Raw genomic sequence first — 16273 nt, 5'->3', positions numbered from 1 at the left:
ACGGGTGCAACACCCATCAAAAACCCGTTGCATTAAAAAATTACCAATTAGTCGCATAATTACTTTATAGTCTACATCATCCTTTTATCTACCACCACGCTGCTCCACTCGCCATGAAAATCGCCATCGTTGGTTCCGGCATCTCCGGCCTCGCCGTCGCCCACACGCTGCGCGGCCAAGCCGAGCTCACGCTGTTCGAAGCCGGCAGCTACTTTGGTGGCCACACGCACACGGTGGATGTAACGCTGCCCGGCATGCAAGGGGCCGGTTTTCTCGCCGGGCCGCCCCAAGGGAAAACGCTCCCTCTTGGGGGGCAGCGCCCCGCCCAGCGGCGGAGCGTGGGGGCAGACATCACCCATGGCGTAGACACCGGCTTTCTGGTGTTCAACGAACGGACGTATCCGCACCTCATCGCCCTGTTGGCCGAGTTGGGCGTGGAAACGGCCAAGTCGGACATGTCGTTTTCGGTCCAAGTGCCCGGGGCCAAGTCAGGCGGGCCACTGGAATGGAGCGGCTCCACGCTCAGCACCGTGTTTGCCCAGCGCAGCAACCTGGCCAACCCGCGCTTCTTGCGCATGTTGCGCGATGTACTGCGCTTTAACCGTCTGGCAACCGACATAGCGCAACGCAATGCAGAAGCTGAGCTGCAACAGCCGCTGTCCGACTTTCTGGCGCAGCACCAGCTCAGCGCCGAGTTCCGCGACTGGTATTTTCTGCCCATGCTGGGCTGCATCTGGAGCTGCCCAACCGACCAGATGCTGCAGTTCCCTGTGGCCACCATGATCCGCTTCTGCCACAACCACGGCCTGATCCAGGTCAGCAACCGCCCCCAGTGGTGGACGGTGAGCGGTGGTGCCAAACACTATGTGGACAAAATCGTCGCGCAGATTGCAGACAAGCGCCTGAACACCCCGGTGCAGCAGATCAAGCGCACGCCGGAGGGCGTGCTGATCACCAGCCACGGCCAGACCGAGCACTTTGACAAGGTGGTGCTGGCCAGCCACTCGGACCAGTCGCTGGCGCTGCTGGCCGATGCCACCACGCAGGAGCGCGCCACGCTGGGCGCCATTCGTTACCAGGCCAACCGCGCCGTGCTGCACACCGACACCACGGTGCTGCCCCGCACCCGCCGCGCCTGGGCCGCCTGGAACTACGAGCGCAGTGCCGACGGCACGCAGGATGCCGCCCGCGTCTGCTTGCACTACCTGCTGAACATGCTGCAGCCCCTGCCGTTTGCGCAAAGCGTGGTGGTGTCGCTAAACCCGGTGCGCGAGATTGCGCCTGAACATGTGCATGGCAGCTTTGACTACACCCACCCGGTGTTCGACCTGGGCGCGATCCGTGCGCAAGGCGAGGTGGGTGCGCTGCAGGGCCAACACCACACCTACTTTTGTGGCGCCTGGACGGGTTATGGCTTCCATGAGGACGGCCTGAAATCCGGCCTTGGCGTGGCCAAACGCCTGCAGGCCCTTTTGGCCGCGGAGGCCTGATCCATGGCCCACGCTGCGCACACGCCATCCACCGCCTTGCTGGGCTTTGGGCAGGTGCGCCACACGCGGCTGCGGCCAGCCCACCATGCGTTTGCCTACGGCACCTACTTTTTGATGCTGCCCCTGCGCAGCCTGCAGGCCCAGGGCCCCGGTGCCCTGGCCCGCAACCGCTGGGCCGCGCTGAGTTTTTATGACCGCGACCATGGCGATGGCCGTGGCCCCGAACAGGGCGGCGCATTGGCCTGGCTGGACGCGCTGCTGCAGTCCGAAGGCATTGCGGATGCCGATGGCGAGGTCTGGCTGCACTGTTACCCCCGTGTGCTGGGCTTCACCTTCAAACCGGTGAGCTTTTGGTACTGCCACCGTGCCGACGGCAGCCTGCGCGCCATCGTGGTGGAGGTGAACAACACCTTTGGCGAGCGCCACTGCTACCTGTTGGACCAGCCCCGCTACGGCGCTGAGTTGCGCGCCAACAAGGTGTTCCACGTCTCCCCGTTTTGCCCGGTAGAAGGTGGCTACCGCTTTCGTTTCATGTTGACGCCGGACCTGCAACGCACCGTGGCACGCGTGGACTACGACGACGCCCAGGGCCCGCTCATCGAGACCAGCGTGAGCGGCACGCTGGAGCCCCTGACCGCGCAAAGCGTGCGCTGCGCGCTGTGGACCTACCCCGCCATGACGCTGGGTGTGGTGGCGCGTATCCACTGGCAGGCACTGAAGCTGTGGCTCAAACGGGTTCCGTTCTTCCGCAAGCCCGTGCCGCCCACAACCCTGACCACCCGTTAACCCCATTCCACGAATTTTCACGACCGTGTGAGACGCCCATGAACCCCAACAGCATCACCTCCACCGCACCCTCGTTCACGCTGCCCCGCGGCACCCCGGCCGCCGCGCGCAGCGTGCTCAAGCTGCTGCAACACCTGCGCCATGGCAGCCTGACCGTGCAACTGCCCGACGGCAGCATGCAGCGTTTTGGCGGCGAGGCACTGCCGCACGCCAGCCTGCAGTTGCATAACTGGAATGTGTGCAGCGCAGCACTCAAGTCGGGCGACATCGGTTTTGCCGAGAGCTTCATCGCCGGCGACTGGAGCACCCCCAACCTGACCGAACTGCTGCGTGTGCTGGTGAAAAACCGCGCCGAAGTGGAAGGCGTGATCTACGGCACCTGGGCCGGGCGCCTGCTCTACCGCATCAAACACCTGCTGAACCGCAACACCAAGACCAACAGCCAGAAGAACATCCATGCCCACTACGACCTGGGCAATACCTTCTATAGGCTGTGGCTGGACGAGACCATGAACTACTCGTCGGCGATCTTCGCGGGCAATACCGACCAACCCATGGCCGAGGCGCAAAAGGCCAAGGTGCGGCGCGCACTCTCCATGGCCGGCGTGCAGACCGGGGACCGCGTGCTGGAGATTGGCTGCGGCTGGGGCGCCCTGGCCGAGATGGCAACCACCGAGTTCAACGCGTCCATCACCGGCGTGACGCTGAGCACCGAACAACTGGCCTTTGCGCGTGAGCGTATGCAACGCTTTGGTATGCAAGACAAAGCCGATTTGCGGCTGCAGGATTACCGCGACATTGCAGACCAGCCGTTCGATGCGATCTGCTCCATCGAAATGGTGGAGGCCGTGGGCCGCGAGTACTGGCCCACCTACTTTGCCAGCGTGGCCAAGTTGCTCAAGCCGGGTGGCCGCGCGTGTGTGCAAAGCATCGTGATCGACGATGCGCTGTTTGACCGCTACATCACGTCCACCGATTTCATCCAGCAGTACATCTTCCCTGGCGGCTGCCTGCCCTGCCCGCGCGAGTTCCGCGCGCAGGCTCGCGCTGCAGGGCTGGAGGTGGTGGACGAATACGCCTTTGGCCCCGACTACGCCGAGACCCTACGCCGCTGGCGCGACGCCTTCCTGGCCGAGCGTGACCGTGTGATGGCGGCTGGCTTCGACCAACGCTTCATGCTGATTTGGGAGTTTTACCTGGCCTACTGCGAAGCCGCCTTCGATGAACGCAACATCGACGTGGTGCAGTACACGCTGCAAAAGCGCGCAGCCTGAACATCGGCCCCCGCCATGCGCCACGCCCTGCCCACCCGCCGAACCCTGCTGCGCTGGGGCGGGAGCGTGGGCGCGTTGTGCTTGGCAGGTGCAGCCCGTGCACAGACTGCGATGCCGTCAGAAGTACAGGCCCAGCTGCCGCTGGCCAAGGCCGCAGGCGCCACGCGCATGCGGGTTTTTGGCCTGTCGATTTACGACGCACAGCTGTGGGTGGCCCCGGGCTTCGACGCAACGCAGTACGCCGCCCATCCCCTGGCGCTGGAGCTGCGTTACCTGCGTTCGCTCAAGGGAAAATCCATCGCCGAACGTTCTTTGCAAGAGATGCGCCGTGGCGGGCCTCTCGATAACGCCACCGAACAGCGCTGGCTACAGGCCATGGTGGATACCTTTCCCGATGTGAAAGAGGGCGACCGCCTGACCGGCCTGCACACACCGGGCGCGGGCACACGCTTTTTTTTCAACGGCGCGCTGCTCGCCACCGTGGCCGACCCGACGTTTGGCCCGCAGTTCTTTGGCATCTGGCTCGCGCCCTGGACCAGCGAGCCGCGCCTGCGCGGGGAACTGCTCGCGGGGTTGACGCCATGACGCGCAACACCGTGGCTACCGCCCCGTTCGACTGGCACGCCGGTTGGCGCTATGGCCTGATGGGCCTGCCGCTGGCCTTTGTGGCGCTGCCGCTCTACGTCACGCTGCCCAACCACTACGCCACGGCCTTTGGTGTGCCGCTGGCCACGCTGGGCGCCGTGCTGCTGGCGGCGCGCCTGTTCGATGCACTGATTGACCCTCTGCTGGGCCGCTGGAGCGACCGGCTGTTTGCCCAGTCGCTGCGGGCCGTGTTGGCCTGGGCCGCGCTGGCCTGCGCTGTGTTGGGCGCCGGTTTTGCACTGCTGTTTTTTCCGCCCGTCAAAGGCCCCGGCGCGCTGGTGCTGTGGGCCACCGCCTGCCTGGTCGTCACCTACGCGGCCTACAGCGCGCTCAGCATCCTGCACCAGTCGTGGGGCGCGCGGCTGGGTGGGGACGAAGTGCAGCGCAGCCGCGTGGTGGCCTGGCGTGAAGGGCTCGGGCTGCTAGGTGTCGTTTTGGCATCGATTGCGCCTCTAGCCCTGGGTCTACCTGCGACAGCAGCTCTGTTTTTAATAGCGCTTGGCGTGGGCTGGGCCGCTTGGCGCGTAGCACGCCAGCCCCCGGTGGGTGCGGCTTCTGCAACTGAGGCAGGCTTCTCCGCTGGCAGGCCCGCCTCCGTCTGGCTGCCGTTCACACGGCCCGCGTTCCGCGCGCTGCTGGCGGTGTTTGTGGTCAACGGCATTGCCAGCGCCGTGCCGGCCACGCTGATTCTGTTTTTTGTGCAAGACCGGCTGCAGGCCCCGGCGGGCATGGAGGCCTTGTTCCTGGGCAGCTACTTTGTCTGCGCGACTTTGGCCCTGCCGCTGTGGCTGCGCGTGGTGCCACGCCTGGGCCTGGCACGCACCTGGTTGGTAGGCATGGTGCTGTCCATGGCGGTCTTTGTGTTTGCCACCCAGTTGGGCGCCGGCGACACCCTGGGGTTTGTGGCCGTGTGTGTGTTGTCGGGTGTGGCGCTGGGCACTGACCTGGCCTTGCCCGGCGCTCTGTTGGCCGGCACTATTGCCGCGGCCGGGGACCGGGGCCGCACCGAGGGCGCCTACTTTGGCTGGTGGAACTTTGCCACCAAGCTCAACCTCGCGTTGGCCGCTGGTGTGGCGCTGCCCTTGTTGGGCCTGCTGGGTTACACGCCGGGCACCCGTGACCCGGCGGCGTTGCAGGTGCTCACCATCGCGTACTGCCTGCTGCCCTGCGCCCTGAAGTCGCTAGCTGCCGCGCTGCTCTACACCCTCATCATCCGAAAGACCCCATGAAACGACGCCTGCTCCTCAGCGCCGCCACCGCAGCCAGCGCCCTTGCGCTGGGCGGCTGCAGCACCCAAACCATTGACCAGTACCGCCAGGAAAAACCAGTGCTGGACCTGCAGCAGTACTTCAACGGCGTGCTCGATGCCTACGGCGTGTTCACCGACCGCTCGGGCGCGGTGGTCAAGCGTTTCACCGTGGTGATGCGCTGCAGCTGGCAGGGCGACGAGGGGGTGCTGGATGAAGACTTCAGCTACTCCGACGGCACCACACAAAAACGCATCTGGCGCCTGAAGAAGCTGGCCGATGGCCGCTACACCGGCACCGCGGACGACGTGGTGGGCTCGGCCCAGGGCCAGGCGCGCGGCAACGCGTTTTACTGGACGTACACGCTGAGCTTGCCCGTCGATGGCTCCGTCTACGACGTCACGTTTGACGACTGGATGTACCTGATGACCGACACCGTGATGCTCAACAAGGCCACGATGAGCAAGTTCGGCGTGCGTCTGGGCGAGGTGACGCTGTCGTTCACCAAACGTCCGTAGTTTTAAGCCAAATTGGCACCCAGACCCTACCGATATTGCGCGAGCAGCTATCAAAACAAGAGCAAAAGGTTGTTCCCATGTCCTTCTTTTCCCCGCTGAACCCACCGCTGCGCGACTGGCGTGGCAAGACGGTCTGGATCGTCGGCGCCTCCAGCGGCATTGGCCAGGCTACCGCTGCGGCGCTGCATGCGCAGGGCGCCCAGGTGGTGGTGTCGGCCCGCAAGGTGGCCGACCTGGAGGCCTTTGTGGCGGCCCATCCCGGCAGCACGGCGCTGCCGCTGGACGCCACCGATGCCGCAGCCGTGCATGCCGCGGCCGACCAACTGCTGGCGCGTGGCCCGCTGGACTGCGTGGTCTACTGCGCAGGCCACTACGCCGCCATGCGCGCCACGGCGCTGGACCTGGGCGACCTGCAGCGCCACACCGCGGTGAACTACACCGGCGCCCTGCATCTGCTGAGCGCGGTGTTGCCCGCCCTGCTGGCGCGCGGCGTCGGCCACGTTGCGTTGGTGGGCAGCGTGGCGGGTTACCGCGGCTTGCCCAACAGCCTGGCCTATGGGCCGACAAAGGCCGCACTCATCAACCTGGCCGAGACGCTGTACCTGGATCTGCACGACAAGGGCCTGGGGGTGTCCCTCATCAACCCCGGTTTTGTGCAAACCCCGCTGACCGCGCAAAACAACTTTGACATGCCCGCGCTGCTGACCCCGGCGCAGGCGGCCCAGGCGATCCTTGAAGGCTGGGCGCAGGGCCGCTTCGAGATCCACTTCCCCAAACGGTTTACGCTGTGGCTCAAAGCCCTGCGCGTGTTGCCGTACCGGGCCTACTTTTACCTGGTAAGCCGGGCCACCTTATGAACACGTCCCCCGTTTCCTGCGACCAGGCCGTCACCCAGGTGGTCGCCTGGTTTGAAACCCTGACACCCGCCACCGTGGCAACCCTGCCCGCGTTGTATGCCACCAACGCGCGCTTCAAGGATCCGTTCAATGACGTGAAGGGCATCGCCGCCATCACGCACATCTTTGCCCACATGTTCGAGGCGTTGGAGGCGCCACGCTTTGTGGTGCGCGAGCGCATCGTGCAGGGACAGCAATGTTTTCTGACGTGGGAGTTCCGCTTCCGATTCCGGCGTTTCAAGCAGGGGGAAGAACAGGTAATTCTGGGGGGCTCGCACCTGGTGTTTGACGACACCGGCTTGGTGACGCTACACCGCGACTACTGGGACGCGGCCGAAGAGCTGTACGAGAAATTGCCCGTGGTGGGCAGGGTGATGCGATGGCTCAAGAAACGGGCCAACAGCTAGACAGCCGAGACCGCGGTGACCTGGCTTAACGCCCGGTGGCGTTGACCTGGCCGCCGAACTTGCTGCCCTGGAAGTCTTGGTGAAACTCCACCGGGCGGCGTGGCTCCCACCAGGCGCGCAGGCTGGCAAACACATTGCGGCAGCCCGTGCACTTGTACTCACCCGTGGGTTTCAAGGCTCCGTTGGCCGCGCGGTCAATCACCGGCTGGTAGCTGGTGGCGCCGCATTCGCGGCACTTGTAGATGGTCTTGAAGATTGCCATGGTCGGCAGACTGTAAGCACTGGCGCGGGTTTTGGCCAGTGTTTTTATGTAATGCCGTGTAAAAACAGGCATTGCAGCCCCTTTTGGGCCGCCAAGCCGCACCAGGCCTAGGCCGGCACGGTGTCCGCGAAGCTGGGGCGCTGTGCCAGTTTTTCGAGCAGCTTGCCCAGATTGGGGTGGTTCGCGCGCCAGTCGATCTGGGGAAAACGGAAGTCCAGGTAGCCCAGCGCACAGCACACGGCGATGTCGGCCAGGCTTAGGTGGATGCCACCACAAAATGGTTTTTCACCCAGGCCGCGGTCCATGGCCTTGAGGGCGTCCGTCACCTTGACCATCTGGCGGTCTATCCAGGCCTGGCTGCGCTGCGCCTTGGTGCGGCCGGTCCAGGTGGCTTCCAGGCGCGCCAGGATGGCGGCGTCCATCAGGCCATCGGCCAGCGCTTCCCAGGTCTTGATTTCGGCGCGCTCGCGACCCACAGACGGGATCAGTTTGCCCACGGGCGAGAGGGTGTCCAGGTATTCGACGATGACGCGGGAGTCGAACAAGGCCTCGGCACCTTCCATGATCAGGCAGGGCACTTTGCCCAACGGGTTCGACTCGGCGATGCTGGTGTCTGCCGCCCACACGTCCTCGGTGACAAAGGCGTAATCGAGCTTCTTCTCGGCCATCACGACGCGGACTTTGCGAACATAGGGGCTGGAAGTGGATCCGAGTAATTTCATGAGGTCTTGGCAGTTGCTTGAGGACCAATTCTATCCAGCGGGGTTTGTCCGAACGGGTCCTGGGGTCGGGCGTGGCGCACAACCTACAATTCGGGGATGACTTTCTCCGCCATTTCCGCCCTTTCCCCGCTCGACGGCCGCTACGCCCCCAAGCTCGCCACCCTGCGCCCTCTCACCAGCGAACTGGGCTATATGCACCGGCGCGTGCAGGTGGAGGTGGCCTGGTTCATCGCCCTGAGCGATGCGGGTTTTGCCGAATTCAAGCCACTGACCCCGGGCGCCCGCACTTACTTGCTGGGCTTGGTGAAAAACTTCTCGGAAACCGATGGCGAAGCCATTAAGACTATTGAGAAAACCACCAACCATGATGTAAAGGCGGTGGAGTACTGGATCAAGTCCAAGTTTGAGGCGCGCCCTGAACTGGAGAAGGCCGGCGAGTTTGTGCACTTTGCCTGCACCAGCGAAGACATCAACAACACCAGCCACGGCCTGCAGCTGCGCTCGGCCCGCGACGTGGTGGTGCTGCCGGCGCTGGACAAGATCGTGCTCAAGCTGCGCGACATGGCCCACGCCTACGCCGACGTACCCATGCTGAGCCGCACCCACGGCCAAACCGCCAGCCCCACCACCGTGGGCAAGGAAATGGCCAACGTGGTGGTGCGCCTGCAGGCCGCCTGCGACCGCATTGCCAGCGTGAAGATTTTGGCCAAGATGAACGGCGCCGTGGGCAACTACAACGCCCACCTGTCTGCCTGGCCCGAGTTCGACTGGGAGGCCTTCAGCCGCAAGGTCATCGAAACCCCCGAACCGCTGGGTCTGGGCCTGACCTTCCAGCCCTACAGCATCCAGATCGAGCCACACGACTACATGGCAGAGCTGTTTGACGCCGTGGCGCGCACCAACACCATCCTGATCGACCTGAGCCGCGATATCTGGGGTTATGTGAGCCTGGGCTACTTCAAGCAACGCCTGAAAGACGGCGAAGTGGGCTCCAGCACCATGCCCCACAAGGTCAACCCCATCGATTTTGAAAACGCCGAGGGCAACCTGGGCTTGGCCAACGCCGTGCTGCGCCACCTGAGCGAGAAGCTGCCCATCAGCCGCTGGCAGCGCGACCTGACCGACTCCACCGTGCTGCGCAACATGGGCGTGGCCCTGGGCTACGCCGTGCTGGCCTACAGCTCGCTGATGACCGGGCTGAACAAGCTGGAGATCAACGAAACCGCGATTGCCGACGACCTGGATGCGTCGTGGGAAGTGCTGGCCGAGCCCATCCAGACCGTGATGCGCCGCTTTGGCCTGCCCCAGCCGTATGAGCAGCTCAAGAAGTTCACCCGCGGTGAGGCCATGACCAAGGAACTCATGCAGGGCTTTATCGCTGGACTGGCCATTCCGGAAGAAGAAAAGGCGCGCTTGCTGGCCATGACACCGGGTAGCTACACCGGCAAAGCGTCCGAGTTGGCAAAGCGCGTCTGATGGCACTCAAATCCACCATCTACAAGGCCAACCTGCAGATTGCAGACATCGAGAACAGCTACTACGCCGACCACGCGCTGACGCTGGCGCGCCACCCCAGCGAGACCGATGAACGCATGATGGTGCGGCTGGCGGCGCTGGCCTTCAACGCCTACAAGCTGCAAACCGTGTGCAACGGCGACGGCACGCTGGCCTTTGGCGCAGGCCTGTCGGATGTGGAAGACCCCGATGTGTCGCTCACCGACTTCACCGGCCACAAGCGCCTGTGGATCGAGGTGGGCCAGCCCGAGGACAAACCCATCAGCAAAGCCTGCAACAAGGCTGACGCGGTGCTGCTCTACCCCTTTGCCCACTCTGCCGACATCTGGTGGAAGGGCATGGAGAGCAAGCTGAGCCGACTGGACAGGCTGCAGGTGTGGCGCATTCCGTCGGTCACCTCGCAGGCCCTGGCCAAGCTGGCACAGCGCAGCATGCAGCTGCAGGCAACGGTGCAGGAAGGCGTGCTGATGCTGGGCGACGGCGCGAACACCGTGGACATTGAGCCGATTCGCTGGAAGTAACGGCAGGCGGCGCCACCGCCACCACTTCAAGCCAAATTGGCCTCTAGCGCCCGTCAATACTGCGCAAGCAGCTACTCTTTTGATAGCGACTCTGTGGCAACCGGCCCCTCGGCGGCCCGCTCCGCGTATTTGTTGAAGCGCCAGGCGCTGGCTTCCAGTGTGATACGCCGCCAGGTGGCACGTTTGGCGACCGGGCCCATCTCGGGCCAGCGCTGCACCTCCTCAAAGGTGCGGCCGCAGCCCTTGCACAAATCGTCTCCCTGGCTGGTGGAGCAAATGGCGATGCAGGGCGTGTCGGGCGTGCTCTCGTACCAGGCCATCCAGGCCGCCAGCGCCTTGGGCGGCATGGTGGCCGCGTCGGCTTCGGTCTCGTGGTAGTAGACCAGCAGGGCATACACCTCGGCCAGCGCGCGCGTGGGCGCAGGCAAGGCCACCCCATCCGGCGAAGGCTCGCGCGAGCGCCAGTAGTTGATGGCCGACTCGATGTCGGTGATGTGGATGCCTGCCATAGATTCCCGTAGAAGGGGGCGGATCATATACCGGCCGGTGGCCGCCCGCCGACGCTGGCGGCCCATTCTTTGAAAACCCCGAGTTTTACAGGCTTTTGGCGCACATCCGGTACACTCCGGCCGCGAAGGGGAGTAGCTCCCGCCCGCTGCCACGCAGCGGTTATCAACAAGTCGTCAATACGAAGCTCCGCTTCCGGCTTGTTGGGCCAGGTGTCCCACCTGGCTGAGCAAGACCTTCGATTGCAGCCCACCCAAGGCTGGATCGAAGTGCACTTGCGGATCCTGATCCCACGACTTTCGGTCCAGCGCGCGGTGCGCACCACACCGACTTCAACCTGGATTTGACATGGAATTTCTCTCCGCCCCCTGGTGGTCCGCCTTGCTGGCCATTGTGCTCATTGACCTCGTCCTGGCCGGCGACAACGCCATCGTGATCGCGCTGGCCGCGCGCAACCTGCCCCCCCCGCTGAAACGCAAAGCCATTCTGTGGGGTACCGTGGGCGCGATTGTGGTTCGCTCGGTCATGACCTTGGGCGTGGTCTGGTTGCTCAAGGTGCCAGGCCTGATGCTGGTGGGTGGCCTGGGGCTGCTGTGGATTGCTTACCAGTTGCTGGCCGACCAGGATGGCGGGGAACACGACGGCCCGTCCGCCAGCACCTTCTGGGGCGCCATGAAAACCATTGTGGTGGCCGATGCGCTGATGGGCATCGACAACGTGCTGGGGGTGGCCGGTGCCGCCCACGGCGCCATGGACCTGGTCGTGCTCGGCCTGCTGATCAGCGTGCCGATTGTGGTGTTTGGCAGCAGCGTGGTGCTGCGCTTGGTAGAGCGTTTTCCGATCATCATTCAGCTGGGCGCTGCTGTGCTGGCCTTTACGGCTGCCAAGATGGTGGTGGGCGAGGCACTGCTGCGCCGGGTGTTTGGAGATGCCAGCACCACCGACAGCATGCACCTGGCCGCACGCTGGGCACTCTACGCCCTGGCGGTTGTGGGTGTGCTGAGTGCAGGCTGGTGGAGCCAAAAGCGCGCCCAGGCTCAATTGGCCCGCAACGGCTGAACAAGAAACACGCGCCTCGCCCAGAGGTCCCAAGGCCTCTGGGCGACGCAACAGGCCGGTGCTATGCTGCAGCACCATGAAATTACTCGTCAAATGGCTTCTGAGCGCGACCGCCTTGCTGGCGGTGGCCCACCTCTACAGCGGCGTGGAAGTGAAAAGTTTCACCGCCGCGCTGATCGCCGCGTTTGTGATTGGTTTGCTCAACACCGTGGTGCGGCCTCTGCTGGTGGTGCTGACCCTGCCCTTCACCGTGCTGACGCTGGGCCTGTTCCTGTTTGTCATCAACGCGCTGATGTTCTGGTCCGCCGCTGGTGTGTTGGACGGTTTTCAGGTGCAGGGTTTTACCGCAGCCCTGATTGGCTCGCTGATCTACACCCTGCTGGGCTTGGTCATCGAATCAGCGCTCGAGCGCCTGTTCACGAAGTAACTGCTCCACCTGGCGCGCCCGGGTATCGACAATCGACGCTTCAAAGTGGTCGCCTGCTTTGGGATCGCTGCGGGCCATATCCTGCGCAGCCTTGAGCCGCGCCAGCGCAGCCACATAGTCCAGCTGCGCAATATTCACTTCTGCCTCTGCACGGATCGATGCCACCATGCGTCCCTGCGCAGCCGCAGTGCGCGCCAGCCACTGCCAGGCTTGTGCATCCCCAGCGTTGTCGGCCAGCCAGGTCTGCAAACTTTGTGATGCGGCATCGGCGCGGCCCAGCGCCAGCTGCGCCTGCACCGCCAACAACAGTTCGGCTCGGCTGCGGCTGGACCATTGCGGCCCCAGCTCCACCATGGCTTGCGCTGCATTGCCTCGGACCAGCGCAATCTCTGCCAGCAACAAACGCACTTGGCGCGCTGCTTGTGCATCACTGCGTGCCGCCTCGCGCAGGCGTTGGCTCAGAGCGTCCGTTTGGTCAAATGACCGCAAGCGAGACGCGGCAAGCGTCGCCGCATACAAAACGCCCGCCTGCAGCGCGGCGGGCTGGCGCGCCAGCCGGGCGGGTTCGGCCTCTTGCACCCAGTGGCGCAGGGCATCCACCGCCGGATTGGACAGAACACGCGCCCGTGCGGCGATCAGAGGATGTTCAGCGTCCGCTGGCGCGGAGGGGGTAGCAGCGCCTGTGCCGGGAATACGCGCTTGCATGTCCGCCATGCGCTCAGTGCTGAGGGGGTGGCTGCGCAGGTAGGGAAAACCACCCGCGTCGTTAAGCCGGGAGGACTGCTGCAATTTCTCAAACATGGACACAAAACCCTGCGGTGCAAAACCCGCCTGGCCCGCGATGCCAAAACCCACTCGGTCCGCCTCGCGCTCCATGTCGCGCGAGAAATTGAGCTGCGTCTGCGCAGCAACCGCTTGTCCGCCCACAATAACGGCATTGGCGCCGCCCGGGTTCTTGCTGGCAGCCATCGCGCCCAAAATCATGGCCCCAATCAGCCAGGGTGTTTGTTCATTCTGGCGTGTGATCAGTCGCGCGATATGGCGCTGTGTCACGTGGCTCAATTCATGGGCCAACACCGCAGCCAATTCGTCACGGCTGGTGACAACGCCCACCAACCCCAAATGCACACCAAAGTAAGCCCCTGGCAAGGCAAACGCATTGACCGAACGGTCACGCCCTAACAACACCCGCCAGGCGTACTGCGCATCCAGCTCAGGCGGCAACTCGCCGCGCGCACGCGCTGCGGCCATCAGCGGCAGCCAGATACCCTGCACGTATTCACCAATGACCGCATCGTCGAGGTAATCCGGGTCGCGGTAGAGCTCACGGGCTATTCGATCGCCTAGACGGCGCTCTGCGGCGGGGGTGATGGAGGTGGTGTCGCCGAGGTGGGGCAATCCCGCACTCGGGCGCGCTGGCGTGGACTGTGTCCAGCCAACACCTGCGGCACCAAGTGCTGTGCACACTATAGCTACTTGCGCAACACGGAAAAAGACTGAGGGATGAATTGTTTTCAAGCAACAGATCAAAACGAATCCAGTGGCATGGTAGCCACAATATCAGCAGTGATTGGATCGAGGAAGACAGTCCAGAAGGATTTGCGACCGACCATGGGCAGGAACAACACGTCCTCGGGCTTGCGGCCGGCGTCAGCTAGTACGCGCTCTATCTCTGCCGTCCGATCAGGGAACCGGGTTTTAAGTTCCCTGGCAGGACTAGCAACTTTGAGTACGTCGGGAATGTTCTGCGCATAAGGTTGCCACAAGTCGGGCCGAGAAGCCAGAGACACCCCTTGTAACGCAGCTAGGGTCGCATCCATTTTTTCTTTTTCGTCCTTGAATGGGCGTAGTGCCAGCAAAGTCGGCCCCGTCAGCGGCAAAGCGTTGATGCTTGAGGGTGTTTGCGCCAACAACTCTGGCGCGACATCAATCGCATGCACGACACGGAAGCGGTCGTACTCAAATACCATGTGTACCGGACGCGCGACTGACACAGTCCACACACCATAACCCAATGCAGACAGCTGCAAGATGGCTACCACGGCGAGGTCGCGCCGCAATTCGGGCAGAGGCTTGGTACGGTTGAATACGATCAGGGTAATCAAGGGCCCCAGAATAATATCCACCGCGACCACCAACAGAAACAGCTCACGCCCGCCAGACATCTCCCGATAAGGGTAGGGGTACCAAACTCCAAACACCAGCATGGCGGCCAGCATTGCAATAGAGAGGCTCAGCGCGAGATGGATAGCGCTGGCTTGCAGGCGGTCACGCCAAAAAGACAGGGACGGCGAGAACACGTTCATGGGACAGTCACCAATTTCAGTTCCGGATATTGCTCATCCGCCAGACGCAGAAAGTTGTCACGGGCTTCTGCGTAAACATCCTCTGCGAAAAGGCTCTTGATGACTCGCAGCCTATTGCTTGCCTCATCCGGCCGACCATTCAACGCCAAAGCAAGTGCCGCTCTAAATTGTATGGGCCCCCAGGTATAACGCTTGGCCACCCTGTCCAATGTATCTACATCCTCAGGCGGCATGTCGCGCACCGCACGCAGACGCATGGCTCGGGCTTGGTCGCTAAGTTGGGTCAAGAACAGCAATCTTGGGGGCTGGTAGTCCATCTGTGGCGGACCAATTCTGCGGTTTTCGAACCGATTCATACGAAAATCCTCTTCGGCCAGCATGTATTCACGCCCCAACAACAACAACAACGCCAGCCAAGTCACTGTAATACACAACATGACGCCCCTTGACACTTCAAATGCCTGCTCTTCAGTGCCCAAAGTACTTGCATCTACAAGCCCGATCAGTAGTCCGGCGAGTACCAAGTAATATGAATATGCGTGCGGATATTCAAGCATGGCGTGAACGATGATTGGCATTAGAAGCGCAACAGACCACATGCCTTCCGCAGAGCTGTGCAAATGTTTCCACCGGCGACAAACCCACCACAATATGGCTCCAAGTATGGCAATGGTGATCGGTATTCCCAGCATTACCAGACTGTCTAATAGGATATTGTGCGCATAGTTGGCCTGCTCCGTCCCGGGGAAATTGGTGCCCCCCCATTGCTGCGCCCCAGCGAGCTGTAGCACCCCCCATCCAAACCACGGTTTTTCCAGTACCGCCAAACAAAGCTGGCGCCAGATCAAGGGACGCGTACCGATTTGAGTGATTTGCTCTTGGTTCAGTGAAGGTGCGCCAACCACGAGATCCTGGTTTGCAAAAACCCATGCGGTGCTCATAAAGATGGCCAGCCAGATGATGACCGACACATTCGCACACAAACCCAGCTTGCGGCCACGGGCATAGGCTAGAAAGCCTACCGCTACAACAGTTGCCGAAAGGAGCGCGGTGCGTGACTGTGTCAGGGTGGCTGCCAACGTAAATACAACCACCAACAAACAGGCCACCCCATAGTTGATGCGCTGGTGCGCAAACAGCGCGCCAGCGGCTACCATCGCCATGACAAGGGTTGTGGCTGCCTGATTCGGTTGGCCTAAATTGGCCCGTGGCCGCCCTTGGGGCAGCCGCTCCAACACCCAACCATCAAACCATTGATCCACCTGCAACCACTGCGCAAACAGTTGCAGCGAAGTGACCAGAGCAATACAGATCAAACAGTAACAAATTGCCAACAGCACTATTTGCTTAGAGCCAACGTGCACCCAGTGGTAGGCCCATAGCCATGCCAAGCCAAACACCGCGACATAGGCGACTGCCACCCAAGCGTCGCCACCATAGACCATCAACCCCGATGCCCATTGCACACCCACCACGGCGAGCAACAATACGACTCCAGCGACACCGCTTGGTATTTTGAAAGATGAAAGACGGTGCCTAATCGGTACCACCAGACCGATGAAAACCGCGGCAAATGCTGGCACCTCCGTGTGAAAGGCGTACCACGGCGGAAAGTGCTCGGATACGAGCCAGCACAAACCTAATACAACAAGGCCCAGCGAATACAGCATATGGGTCATGGCGACAATAAA

18 protein-coding genes are annotated in these 16273 nt (G+C 62.7%); 12 read left to right on the top strand and 6 right to left on the bottom strand.

Going from position 1 to position 16273, the window contains the following annotated elements; genetic code table 11:
• The first annotated feature begins 113 nt into the window (after positions 1 to 113).
• From C5F53_RS19025 to C5F53_RS18990, 8 genes are all read left to right on the top strand, one after another.
• A complete protein-coding gene (locus tag C5F53_RS19025) occupies positions 114 to 1490 on the top strand; it encodes an NAD(P)/FAD-dependent oxidoreductase (RefSeq protein WP_105262977.1) in 1377 nt (458 codons plus the stop codon).
• A gap of 3 nt (positions 1491 to 1493) precedes the next feature.
• Complete coding sequence (locus C5F53_RS19020; protein WP_105262976.1) at positions 1494 to 2276, top strand: DUF1365 domain-containing protein; 783 nt, start codon at positions 1494 to 1496, stop codon at positions 2274 to 2276.
• 38 nt (positions 2277 to 2314) lie between these two features.
• On the top strand, positions 2315 to 3550 hold the full coding sequence (locus C5F53_RS19015; RefSeq protein ID WP_105262975.1) for a cyclopropane-fatty-acyl-phospholipid synthase family protein: 1236 nt from the start codon (positions 2315 to 2317) through the stop codon (positions 3548 to 3550).
• 15 nt (positions 3551 to 3565) lie between these two features.
• Positions 3566 to 4135, top strand: coding sequence for a chalcone isomerase family protein (locus tag C5F53_RS19010; protein ID WP_105262974.1), 570 nt, complete (start codon positions 3566 to 3568; stop codon positions 4133 to 4135).
• The gene (locus tag C5F53_RS19005) at positions 4132 to 5424 is read left to right on the top strand and encodes an MFS transporter (protein ID WP_105262973.1); all 1293 of its coding nucleotides are present in this window, start codon (positions 4132 to 4134) and stop codon (positions 5422 to 5424) included. The genes C5F53_RS19010 and C5F53_RS19005 overlap by 4 nt, the downstream gene beginning before the upstream one ends.
• On the top strand, positions 5421 to 5960 hold the full coding sequence (locus tag C5F53_RS19000; RefSeq protein ID WP_105262972.1) for a DUF3833 domain-containing protein: 540 nt from the start codon (positions 5421 to 5423) through the stop codon (positions 5958 to 5960). The genes C5F53_RS19005 and C5F53_RS19000 overlap by 4 nt, the downstream gene beginning before the upstream one ends.
• Before the next feature lie 77 nt (positions 5961 to 6037).
• A complete protein-coding gene (locus tag C5F53_RS18995) occupies positions 6038 to 6817 on the top strand; it encodes an SDR family oxidoreductase (protein ID WP_105262971.1) in 780 nt (259 codons plus the stop codon).
• A complete protein-coding gene (locus C5F53_RS18990) occupies positions 6814 to 7263 on the top strand; it encodes a nuclear transport factor 2 family protein (protein WP_105262970.1) in 450 nt (149 codons plus the stop codon). The genes C5F53_RS18995 and C5F53_RS18990 overlap by 4 nt, the downstream gene beginning before the upstream one ends.
• 25 nt (positions 7264 to 7288) lie before the next feature.
• Here C5F53_RS18990 and C5F53_RS18985 read toward each other — a convergent pair whose 3' ends face one another.
• Entirely contained in the window at positions 7289 to 7597 is a 309-nt protein-coding gene (locus tag C5F53_RS18985; RefSeq protein WP_105262969.1) for a hypothetical protein, read from the bottom strand.
• Between the two features lie 35 nt (positions 7598 to 7632).
• Entirely contained in the window at positions 7633 to 8247 is a 615-nt protein-coding gene (locus tag C5F53_RS18980) for a glutathione S-transferase N-terminal domain-containing protein (protein WP_105262968.1), read from the bottom strand.
• A gap of 96 nt (positions 8248 to 8343) precedes the next feature.
• Here C5F53_RS18980 and purB point away from each other — a divergent pair, with 96 nt between their 5' ends.
• Together purB and C5F53_RS18970 are read left to right on the top strand one after the other, a co-directional pair.
• Positions 8344 to 9723 carry an adenylosuccinate lyase gene (purB, locus tag C5F53_RS18975; protein ID WP_105262967.1) on the top strand — a complete coding sequence of 460 codons (1380 nt, stop codon included), beginning with the start codon at positions 8344 to 8346 and terminating at the stop codon, positions 9721 to 9723.
• The gene (locus C5F53_RS18970) at positions 9723 to 10283 is read left to right on the top strand and encodes a YaeQ family protein (RefSeq protein WP_105262966.1); all 561 of its coding nucleotides are present in this window, start codon (positions 9723 to 9725) and stop codon (positions 10281 to 10283) included. The genes purB and C5F53_RS18970 overlap by 1 nt, the downstream gene beginning before the upstream one ends.
• 71 nt (positions 10284 to 10354) lie before the next feature.
• Here the strand turns inward: C5F53_RS18970 and C5F53_RS18965 are convergent, their stop codons facing one another.
• Entirely contained in the window at positions 10355 to 10792 is a 438-nt protein-coding gene (locus C5F53_RS18965; RefSeq protein WP_105262965.1) for a DUF3717 domain-containing protein, read from the bottom strand.
• Positions 10793 to 11138: 346 nt separating this feature from the next.
• Here C5F53_RS18965 and C5F53_RS18960 point away from each other — a divergent pair, with 346 nt between their 5' ends.
• Both C5F53_RS18960 and C5F53_RS18955 read left to right on the top strand, forming a co-directional pair.
• Positions 11139 to 11849, top strand: a complete 711-nt coding sequence (locus C5F53_RS18960) for a TerC family protein (protein ID WP_105262964.1) — start codon at positions 11139 to 11141, stop codon at positions 11847 to 11849.
• A 76-nt stretch (positions 11850 to 11925) separates the two neighbouring features.
• Positions 11926 to 12276 carry a phage holin family protein gene (locus C5F53_RS18955; RefSeq protein WP_105262963.1) on the top strand — a complete coding sequence of 117 codons (351 nt, stop codon included), beginning with the start codon at positions 11926 to 11928 and terminating at the stop codon, positions 12274 to 12276.
• On the opposite strand, the gene C5F53_RS18950 is transcribed toward C5F53_RS18955, so the two are convergent.
• The 3 genes from C5F53_RS18950 to C5F53_RS18940 form a co-directional block, all read right to left on the bottom strand.
• Complete coding sequence (locus C5F53_RS18950; RefSeq protein WP_236635446.1) at positions 12247 to 13674, bottom strand: M48 family metalloprotease; 1428 nt, start codon at positions 13672 to 13674, stop codon at positions 12247 to 12249. The two genes, C5F53_RS18955 and C5F53_RS18950, sit on opposite strands and share 30 nt — an antisense overlap.
• 128 nt (positions 13675 to 13802) lie before the next feature.
• Positions 13803 to 14582, bottom strand: coding sequence for a TfpX/TfpZ family type IV pilin accessory protein (tfpZ, locus tag C5F53_RS18945; protein WP_105262962.1), 780 nt, complete (start codon positions 14580 to 14582; stop codon positions 13803 to 13805).
• The gene (locus C5F53_RS18940) at positions 14579 to 16261 is read right to left on the bottom strand and encodes a PglL family O-oligosaccharyltransferase (RefSeq protein ID WP_105262961.1); all 1683 of its coding nucleotides are present in this window, start codon (positions 16259 to 16261) and stop codon (positions 14579 to 14581) included. Before C5F53_RS18940 ends, tfpZ begins: the two co-directional genes overlap by 4 nt.
• Between the last annotated feature and the right edge of the window lie 12 nt (positions 16262 to 16273).

The sequence above is a fragment of the Rhodoferax sp. TS-BS-61-7 genome (assembly GCF_002943465.1).
GTDB lineage: Bacteria > Pseudomonadota > Gammaproteobacteria > Burkholderiales > Burkholderiaceae_C > Allorhodoferax.
The sequence above is the reverse complement of the archived record's forward strand: the minus strand, read 5'-3'. Positions and strand labels throughout refer to the sequence as shown.

Excerpts from the sequence above, each read along its gene's own strand:
- C5F53_RS18955 (WP_105262963.1), top strand. The coding sequence starts at position 11,926 with ATGAAATTACTCGTCAAATGGCTTCTGAGCGCGACCGCCTTGCTGGCG.
- C5F53_RS19020 (WP_105262976.1), top strand. The coding sequence starts at position 1,494 with ATGGCCCACGCTGCGCACACGCCATCCACCGCCTTGCTGGGCTTTGGG.
- purB (WP_105262967.1), top strand. The coding sequence starts at position 8,344 with ATGACTTTCTCCGCCATTTCCGCCCTTTCCCCGCTCGACGGCCGCTAC.
- C5F53_RS18965 (WP_105262965.1), bottom strand. The coding sequence starts at position 10,792 with ATGGCAGGCATCCACATCACCGACATCGAGTCGGCCATCAACTACTGG.
- C5F53_RS19015 (WP_105262975.1), top strand. The coding sequence starts at position 2,315 with ATGAACCCCAACAGCATCACCTCCACCGCACCCTCGTTCACGCTGCCC.
- C5F53_RS19025 (WP_105262977.1), top strand. The coding sequence starts at position 114 with ATGAAAATCGCCATCGTTGGTTCCGGCATCTCCGGCCTCGCCGTCGCC.
- C5F53_RS18940 (WP_105262961.1), bottom strand. The coding sequence starts at position 16,261 with ATGACCCATATGCTGTATTCGCTGGGCCTTGTTGTATTAGGTTTGTGC.
- C5F53_RS19010 (WP_105262974.1), top strand. The coding sequence starts at position 3,566 with ATGCGCCACGCCCTGCCCACCCGCCGAACCCTGCTGCGCTGGGGCGGG.
- C5F53_RS18995 (WP_105262971.1), top strand. The coding sequence starts at position 6,038 with ATGTCCTTCTTTTCCCCGCTGAACCCACCGCTGCGCGACTGGCGTGGC.
- C5F53_RS18990 (WP_105262970.1), top strand. The coding sequence starts at position 6,814 with ATGAACACGTCCCCCGTTTCCTGCGACCAGGCCGTCACCCAGGTGGTC.
- C5F53_RS19005 (WP_105262973.1), top strand. The coding sequence starts at position 4,132 with ATGACGCGCAACACCGTGGCTACCGCCCCGTTCGACTGGCACGCCGGT.
- C5F53_RS18960 (WP_105262964.1), top strand. The coding sequence starts at position 11,139 with ATGGAATTTCTCTCCGCCCCCTGGTGGTCCGCCTTGCTGGCCATTGTG.
- C5F53_RS18985 (WP_105262969.1), bottom strand. The coding sequence starts at position 7,597 with ATGCCTGTTTTTACACGGCATTACATAAAAACACTGGCCAAAACCCGC.
- C5F53_RS19000 (WP_105262972.1), top strand. The coding sequence starts at position 5,421 with ATGAAACGACGCCTGCTCCTCAGCGCCGCCACCGCAGCCAGCGCCCTT.
- C5F53_RS18970 (WP_105262966.1), top strand. The coding sequence starts at position 9,723 with ATGGCACTCAAATCCACCATCTACAAGGCCAACCTGCAGATTGCAGAC.
- C5F53_RS18980 (WP_105262968.1), bottom strand. The coding sequence starts at position 8,247 with ATGAAATTACTCGGATCCACTTCCAGCCCCTATGTTCGCAAAGTCCGC.
- tfpZ (WP_105262962.1), bottom strand. The coding sequence starts at position 14,582 with ATGAACGTGTTCTCGCCGTCCCTGTCTTTTTGGCGTGACCGCCTGCAA.